Raw genomic sequence first — 7,041 nt, forward strand, 5'->3', positions numbered from 1 at the left:
TTGCCCGCCGCATCGGCCGGGCCCAGGCCGCCCATCAGCTGCAGCCACTGCCAGTGCCAGAGGCCGCGGGCGGCCTGCACCACGAAGGGGGGTGGAGCCATGGCCAGTCGCCGGCACTGGAGCGACTCTGCGTCAGGCTGGCGGTGAAATCCAGGGGCCGTGGCGGTGACGGAGCAGCGGGCGCGGGTGCTGGTCGTGGCCGGAACGCACGGCAACGAGCGGAATGCCCCCTGGCTGCTGGAGCACTGGCAGAGCGATCCGACCAGCCTCGCCACGCACGGGCTGCCGGTGGAGCTGGTGCTGGGCAATCCCGAGGCCCATGCCTGCAACAGGCGCTATCTGGATCGGGATCTCAACCGCAGCTTCGATCCGGCGCTGCTCGCCGATTCCAGCCGCAGCGAGCTTGAAGTGGCCCGCGCCCGCTGGCTGCTCGCCCTCCATGGCCCCGAGGGTGAGCGGCCCTGCGCCGTGGTGCTGGATCTGCACAGCACCACCAGCGCCATGGGCAACTCCCTGGTGGTGTACGGCCGGCGGCCGGCCGACCTGGCCCTGGCGGCGGCCCTTCAGGCCCGCCTGGGCCTGCCGCTCTACCTGCACGAGCTGGATGCGGCCCAGACGGGCTTTCTGGTGGAGCGCTGGCCCTGCGGTCTGGTGATCGAGGTGGGCCCGGTTCCCCAGGGGGTGATCCAGCAGCGGATCTGCACCCAGACCCAGCTGGCTGTGGAGGGGGCCCTGGCCGTGCTCGCCCAGGCAGCGGCCGGGGCCGCACCGCGTCTGCCGCAGCGGCTGGTGGTGCATCGCCACCTGGCCAGCCTGGATCTGCCCCGTCGAGAGGATGGAACGCCGCTGGCCTGCCTCGATGCCAGCCGTCAGCATCGCGACTGGTGGCCCCTGGCGCCGGGAGAACCGCTGTTCCGCGGCGCCGCTGGCGGCTCGATTCCCTACACCCCTCCGCCGGAGCTGGCCGATGCCGGTGTGGTCTGGCCGGTGTTCGTGAATGAGGCGGCCTACGGCGAGAAGGGCATCGCCCTCAGCCTCACGCGGCGGGAGCACTGGCCGGTGCCGCACCAGTGGGGGGTGGAGCTGGCGCGGCTGCTGCGGTCAGATCAGCGGGGAGCGCCGTTGTAGAGGATCTCCACCACGCTGCGGCCGTCGGGTGCGATGCGGATCTCGGTCTCCTTGGTGGCCGGCAGGCCCAGCTGCTGCCAGCCGGGAGGGCCGCCCAGAAAGCGGAACAGATACCCGTTGGCGTCGTTGCTCAGCAGGCATTCATTGCCGGCTGCGGCGGTGACGAACATGCACTGGGCCGGGCGGTAGACGGTGAGCCCGCCGTTGCGCAGGATCGCTGTGTTGCGAGCCAGGTTGAGGGCGCGAACCGCGCTGTAGGGAACAGGGGCATCCTGACGGGCGTTCGCGGCTGGGGCTGCCTGTTGGGGCGGGGCCAACTGTTCGGCAGGGGCCGCCTGCTGGGCCAGAGCCGCCGGAGCCGCGGTGGTGATCAGGCCGGCGAGGAGCGCCAGGGCGGAACGCATGGTCGTGGGCGAATGCGAGCCCCCTACCTCAACGCGGTGGACCTGCCCCTGTCAAGCCGGCGAGGCTCATCAGCCGCAGGCCAGGGTGCTCTGCTCCTGGTTGCATTCCAGGTCGGTGCTGCTGCCGTCGGCCCAGTAGATCCGAAGGCGATTGCCCTGGTCGCTGGTGCGGTAGGTGAGCGACTTCACCGGGCCGGCCGGGGGCTTGCCGGACCGATCGGCCCCATCCCGGGGCGTCACGGCGTTGAGCTTCTGCTCCAGTTGCTGGAGCTTCAGCTCGAGCTGCTCCTGACGCTGCTGCAGCTGCTGGACCTCGTTGGTGCTCGCCCGGGGCTGGCAGGCCGCCAGCAGGAGGCCGGCGGCGGCCGCCGCGAGGCCGGTGGCCGCCGCCCGGCGGAAGCCTGGCGGCGCGAAGGCGAGGTGAGCGAGGCCATGCCGGATCGGCCGATTCGATCGAACTCCTAGCAGCGGGTGGGGGCAGCCACAAGCGGCGGGGAGCGGGTCGGTCGCGCCGCGGAGACCAACTTGCCCAACTTCTTCACAAAACCCGCAATGTTCCGTTACAGTGCCGAGTGACGGGGTTCCGTCCGGCGGATTCCCGCCCTCCATACCCGTTCCTCTGGAACATTCCTTCTCGTTCTCATGACCACCACTCTCCAGCAGCGCTCCGGCGCCTCCAGCTGGCAGCAGTTCTGCGATTGGGTCACCTCCACCAACAACCGCCTCTACGTGGGCTGGTTCGGTGTGCTGATGATCCCCACCCTGCTGGCTGCGACCATCTGCTTCATCGTGGCGTTCATCGCCGCCCCTCCCGTCGACATCGACGGCATCCGTGAGCCCGTTGCCGGCTCCCTGATCTACGGCAACAACATCATCTCCGGCGCTGTTGTGCCTTCCAGCAACGCCATCGGTCTGCACTTCTATCCCATCTGGGAAGCCGCCAGCCTCGACGAGTGGCTGTACAACGGCGGTCCTTACCAGCTGGTGGTGTTCCACTTCCTGATCGGCGTCTTCTGCTACATGGGCCGTGAGTGGGAACTCTCCTACCGGCTCGCATGCGCCCCTGGATCTGCGTGGCCTACAGCGCTCCTGTGGCCGCCGCCTCGGCTGTGTTCCTGGTCTATCCCTTCGGTCAGGGCTCCTTCTCCGACGGCATGCCCCTCGGCATCAGCGGCACCTTCAACTTCATGTTGGTGTTCCAGGCTGAGCACAACATCCTGATGCACCCCTTCCACATGCTGGGTGTGGCCGGTGTGTTCGGCGGCAGCCTGTTCTCCGCCATGCACGGCTCGCTGGTGACCAGCTCGCTGGTGCGTGAGACCACCGAGAGCGAGAGCCAGAACTACGGCTACAAGTTCGGCCAAGAGGAAGAGACCTACAACATCGTGGCTGCCCACGGTTACTTCGGTCGCCTGATCTTCCAGTACGCCAGCTTCAACAACAGCCGCAGCCTGCACTTCTTCCTGGCTGCCTGGCCGGTGGTCGGCATCTGGTTCACCGCCCTGGGCGTGAGCACGATGGCCTTCAACCTGAACGGCTTCAACTTCAACCAGTCGATCCTGGATGGCCAGGGCCGTGTGGTGAACACCTGGGCCGACGTGCTGAACCGCGCCAACCTGGGCATGGAAGTGATGCACGAGCGCAACGCTCACAACTTCCCGCTCGACCTGGCTGCTGCGGAAGCCACCCCCGTGGCGCTGACCGCCCCGGCGATCGGCTGAGGCCCAACAGCCCAGCTGAACCCCACTGCCCGTCAGCAGCTGGGCTGACCAACGGAATCCCGCAAGNCCCCGCCCTCCGGCGGGGGCTTTTTGCTGGGGGGCAGCTTTCGATTCAGAGGCGCGGGGCACGATCCACGCGCGACGATCTGAGCAGGTTTGTGAGCCTGCCCTGAAGAGGGGTGAGTCGCGACCCCTGCAAAGCCGATGGTCGGACTTGAACCGACGACCTACTGATTACGAATCAGTTGCTCTACCGCTGAGCTACACCGGCGGCGGCTTGAAACTACCATTCGGCGGTGGAGCTTGCCCAGGATGGCCAGGGAGTCGCAGGAGCCGCGCCAGCTCGACCCGGATCTGCGCCAGCGGCTGCTGCAGGAGGCCCGCACGNCCTGGCGCAGCCTGAGGCGTGCCCTCTGGCTGGCCCTCACGGCCTCCGCGGCCATCGGACTCGCCACCATGGCGATGCGCTCGGCCGCCGGGGGTGAAATGGCCTCAGGGGACCTGCTGATCCAGCTCGTCGCCCTCGTCGGTTGCGGCTGTCTGCTCTGGTTCGACCGCAACCGTCTGCACGGCAGCTGAGTCGCCGCCGCTCGTTCCCGGCTCGTCCTCAGGCTGAGGCTCCTGAACCGGTTCCTGTTCCTGCTGCTGAGCCGGCTGGGATTCCTGCTCCTGAGCCGGGGGCTCCTCCTGCATAGGCGGCGCCTCCGCAGCTGGGGAAGCCTGCGGGTGGAGGGCCGTGTTGGGTTCCTTGGAGGCCTCCGGGGAGGGCTCCGGGGAAGGAGCGCTGGGGGGTGAGGCGGGTTCGGATGCCGCGCCGCCGCTGGGCCGTGCTGGTTCCGCCAGGAGCAGCCGATCCAGCAGCAGTAGCGGGATGCCGAGGCTGAGCCGTTCGTTCTCCAGCGTGGTGGTGCTCAGCGGTGGGGCTGCCGCGAGGCTGGCGGTGGAGCGGCTGAGCAGCCAGAGGCTCTGGCTCAGCTGATGCCACTGCCACAGCAGCAGGGCCAGCAGCGGGATGGCCAGGAGCAGCGTCAGCAGGCGGTGGCCGGCCTCCAGCGGCGAGCTGTTGGCCGCTAAGGCCGCGACTCCGTCGAGCCACCAGAACGCGGGCAGCAGCAGGGCGCCACCCAGCGCCAGCAGCAGCCGGGGGGGCAGGGTGTTCTGCAGGGCCGCCAGGCGCCGCTGCTGCTCGCTGCGGGCCCGCAGCGGCACCTGCACCAGCAGCAGGGAGCAGCAGTCGGCCGGCCGGCGCCAGAGCAGCAGCGCGGGGGCCAGCACCCCCAGCCCCCACACCAGCAGGCGCTCGAGGGCCGGCACCGGTCCAGGGTCGGCCCCTGCCAGCAGCACCAGCAGCAGCAGCGCCTCAAGGGGCATGGCCGCCAGAGCGAGCAGCTGCAGCCAGAGCAGTGGCTCGCTGCGGGGGTTCAGGGCCGACGCCGCCGACACGGTGGCTTCAGGTGGAGAGGGTGCGGCGCTGGGTGACCAGCTTGTAGGCCTCGATCCGATCGCCCTCCTGCCAGGCGGTGAAGCGATCGCAGCCGATGCCGCACTCGAAGCCGGTGGCCACCTCCTTCTGGTCGTCCTTGCCGCGCCGCAGCGAGTCGAGGTCGCCCTCGAACACCTTCTCCTTGCCGCGCCAGACGCGCACCTTGCAGTTGCGCTGCAGCTTGCCGCTGGTCACGTAGCAGCCGGCCACGGCGCTCTTGCCGATCGTGAACACGGCCCGCACCTCGGCCTCGCCGAGACCCTCCTCCACCAGCTCCGGCTCCAGCAGGCCCTCCATGGCCAGCTGGATGTCCTCCAGCAGCTTGTAGATCACCTCGTAGTCGCGCACGTCGACGCCGGTGGCATCGGCGGCCCGCTTGGCGCCCGGCGCCATCGATGTGTTGAAGCCCACGATCACCGCGCCGGAGGCGGCGGCCAGGTCCACGTCGGTCTCGGTGATCTCCCCCGGGGCCGACAGCAGCACCCGCACCTGCACCTCGCCCTGGGGCAGCTGCTCGAGGGCGCCGAGGATTGCCTCCACGGAGCCCTGCACGTCGGCCTTGAGGATCAGGTTGAGCTCCTTGAGCTCGCCCTCGCTGGCCTGGCCCGACATCGACGCCAGCGACACGCGGCGGGAGGCCATCTGCTGGGCCAGTCGGGTGGCGCGGGCCTCGCTGGCCCGTTCGCCCACCACGGCGCGGGCGCTCTTCTCGTCGGGGTAGACCTCGAACTCGTCGCCGGCGGTGGGGACCTCGCTGAAGCCCAGGGCCTCCACGGCGCAGGAGGGGCCGGCCTGCTTCACCCGCTTGCCGGTGTCATCGACCATTGCCCGCACCTTGCCCAGCACCGGGCCCGCGGCCACCACATCGCCGTTGCGCAGGGTGCCGTTCTGCACCAGCAGGGTGGCCACCGGACCCTTGGCCTTGTCGAGATGCGCCTCGATCACGGTGCCGCGGGCCATGCGGTCGGGGTTGGCCTGCAGATCCTCCACATCGGAGACCAGCAGGATCATCTCCAGCAGCTTGTCGATGTTCTCGCCCTTGATGGCGCTCACCGGCACCATCACCGTGGTGCCGCCCCAGTCCTCGGCCACCAGGTCGAGGCCGGAGAGCTCCTGCTTCACGCGGTCGGGCGAGGCGCCCTCCTTGTCGATCTTGTTGATGGCCACCACGATCGGCACCTCGGCCGCGCGGGCATGGCTGATCGCCTCCAGGGTCTGGGGCCGCACGCCATCATCGGCCGCCACCACCAGCACGGCCACGTCGGTGACCTTGGTGCCGCGGGCACGCATGGCGGTGAAGGCCTCGTGGCCCGGCGTGTCGAGGAAGGTGATCCTTCGCTGCTCGCCGGCGTGGGGCACCTCCACCTGATAGGCGCCGATGTGCTGGGTGATCCCGCCCGCCTCGCCGGCCGCCACCCGGGTCTTGCGGATGGCATCGAGCAGGCTCGTCTTGCCGTGGTCCACATGGCCCATCACCGTGACCACCGGCGGGCGGCGGATCAGGTGAGCCAGGTCGCTCGCCTCGATCATCTCCACCGTCTTGGCGGCGGCGGCCTGCACGTCGTCCTCGAGCACCGGCACGCCGAATTCGTCCGACACCGTCTCGATCGTGGAGAGATCGAGGCTCTGGGTGACGGTGGCGATGATCCCCTTGAAGAAGAGGCTCTTGATGATCTCGGAGCTCTCCACGCCGAGCTTCTCGGCCAGCTCCTGCACGGTGAGGTTGCCCTCCGGCACGATCAGCATCTCGGGCCGCTGGGCCTTGGCTTCGCGGGCGGCGCGCAGTTCCATCGCCCGGCGGCGCTGCCGCTGCCGGGTGGTCTCCTTCTTGCGCTTGCGCGCCACCACCGTGGGCTTGGGCTGGCTGCCCGGGGCACTCCTGGGCTTGGCGGGGCGGGCCAGGGAGGCCTGCAGCACCACCGCCTCCTGTTCGCCGGCGTAGCCGCTGGTCTCGGCGGTGAGCGCATCATCGTTCTCGCCGATGATGTGCACCTTGGGCCGCTGCTTCTGGGGCGTGCGGCTGCGCAGTGCTTCCAGCTTGGCGCTGTCGTCCCAGTCGGGGCGCCGGGCCCGGGTGGCCGGCTGGGGGGTGGCGGAACCCAGGCCGACGCGGGGCCGCCGGTGGCGTGGCACTGGGCCGTGCGAGATCCGGCGTGGCCGCCGCGCCGCTCTCGGGCCGCTCGCCCGGGCGGCGCGGCGGCGGTGCCGTCGGTCGACCCGAAGGCTTCTGAAGCTGCATCAGTTCGCCGGGCGCCATCGGCTTGCGCATGCCGGCCGGAAGACCCGGGCGGGCCGGGGCACCAGG

The 7,041-nt window shown here is 70.0% G+C and carries 6 protein-coding genes, 1 tRNA gene and 2 pseudogenes; 4 read left to right on the forward strand and 5 right to left on the reverse strand.

Translation table 11 applies throughout. The features are described 5' to 3' along the window. The first annotated feature begins 165 nt into the window (after window positions 1–165). Complete coding sequence (locus SYNGFB01_RS09510) at window positions 166–1,128, forward strand: aspartoacylase (protein WP_048017847.1); 963 nt, start codon at window positions 166–168, stop codon at window positions 1,126–1,128. On the opposite strand, the gene SYNGFB01_RS09515 is transcribed toward SYNGFB01_RS09510, so the two are convergent. Together SYNGFB01_RS09515 and SYNGFB01_RS15550 are read right to left on the reverse strand one after the other, a co-directional pair. Then, on the reverse strand, window positions 1,107–1,532 hold the full coding sequence (locus SYNGFB01_RS09515) for a hypothetical protein (RefSeq protein ID WP_053068424.1): 426 nt from the start codon (window positions 1,530–1,532) through the stop codon (window positions 1,107–1,109). The two genes, SYNGFB01_RS09510 and SYNGFB01_RS09515, sit on opposite strands and share 22 nt — an antisense overlap. A gap of 69 nt (window positions 1,533–1,601) precedes the next feature. Beyond that, the gene (locus SYNGFB01_RS15550) at window positions 1,602–1,772 is read right to left on the reverse strand and encodes a hypothetical protein (protein WP_235300094.1); all 171 of its coding nucleotides are present in this window, start codon (window positions 1,770–1,772) and stop codon (window positions 1,602–1,604) included. A gap of 21 nt (window positions 1,773–1,793) precedes the next feature. Here SYNGFB01_RS15550 and SYNGFB01_RS14955 point away from each other — a divergent pair, with 21 nt between their 5' ends. Together SYNGFB01_RS14955 and psbA are read left to right on the forward strand one after the other, a co-directional pair. Next, on the forward strand, window positions 1,794–1,997 hold the full coding sequence (locus tag SYNGFB01_RS14955; RefSeq protein ID WP_200900094.1) for a hypothetical protein: 204 nt from the start codon (window positions 1,794–1,796) through the stop codon (window positions 1,995–1,997). A 177-nt stretch (window positions 1,998–2,174) separates the two neighbouring features. Continuing rightward, a pseudogene (gene psbA, locus SYNGFB01_RS09525) lies at window positions 2,175–3,253 on the forward strand (photosystem II q(b) protein). Between the two features lie 199 nt (window positions 3,254–3,452). Here psbA and SYNGFB01_RS09530 read toward each other — a convergent pair. After that, a tRNA-Thr gene (locus SYNGFB01_RS09530) sits at window positions 3,453–3,524 on the reverse strand. A 41-nt stretch (window positions 3,525–3,565) separates the two neighbouring features. Here SYNGFB01_RS09530 and SYNGFB01_RS13325 point away from each other — a divergent pair. Then, window positions 3,566–3,832 (forward strand): DUF3493 domain-containing protein, encoded by a 267-nt coding sequence (locus SYNGFB01_RS13325; RefSeq protein ID WP_048017846.1) that lies wholly within the window; start codon window positions 3,566–3,568, stop codon window positions 3,830–3,832. On the opposite strand, the gene SYNGFB01_RS09540 is transcribed toward SYNGFB01_RS13325, so the two are convergent. Continuing rightward, window positions 3,746–4,696 (reverse strand): low-complexity tail membrane protein, encoded by a 951-nt coding sequence (locus SYNGFB01_RS09540; RefSeq protein ID WP_053068425.1) that lies wholly within the window; start codon window positions 4,694–4,696, stop codon window positions 3,746–3,748. The genes SYNGFB01_RS13325 and SYNGFB01_RS09540 overlap by 87 nt on opposite strands. A 7-nt stretch (window positions 4,697–4,703) precedes the next feature. After that, window positions 4,704–7,041 (reverse strand): annotated as a pseudogene (gene infB / locus SYNGFB01_RS09545) (translation initiation factor IF-2); the annotation flags it as partial.

It is taken from the genome of Synechococcus sp. GFB01 (assembly GCF_001039265.1).
Lineage (GTDB): Bacteria > Cyanobacteriota > Cyanobacteriia > PCC-6307 > Cyanobiaceae > NIES-981.

Coding starts and splice junctions, on each gene's coding strand:
- SYNGFB01_RS09515 (WP_053068424.1), bottom strand. CDS start 1,532: ATGCGTTCCGCCCTGGCGCTCCTCGCCGGCCTGATCACCACCGCGGCT.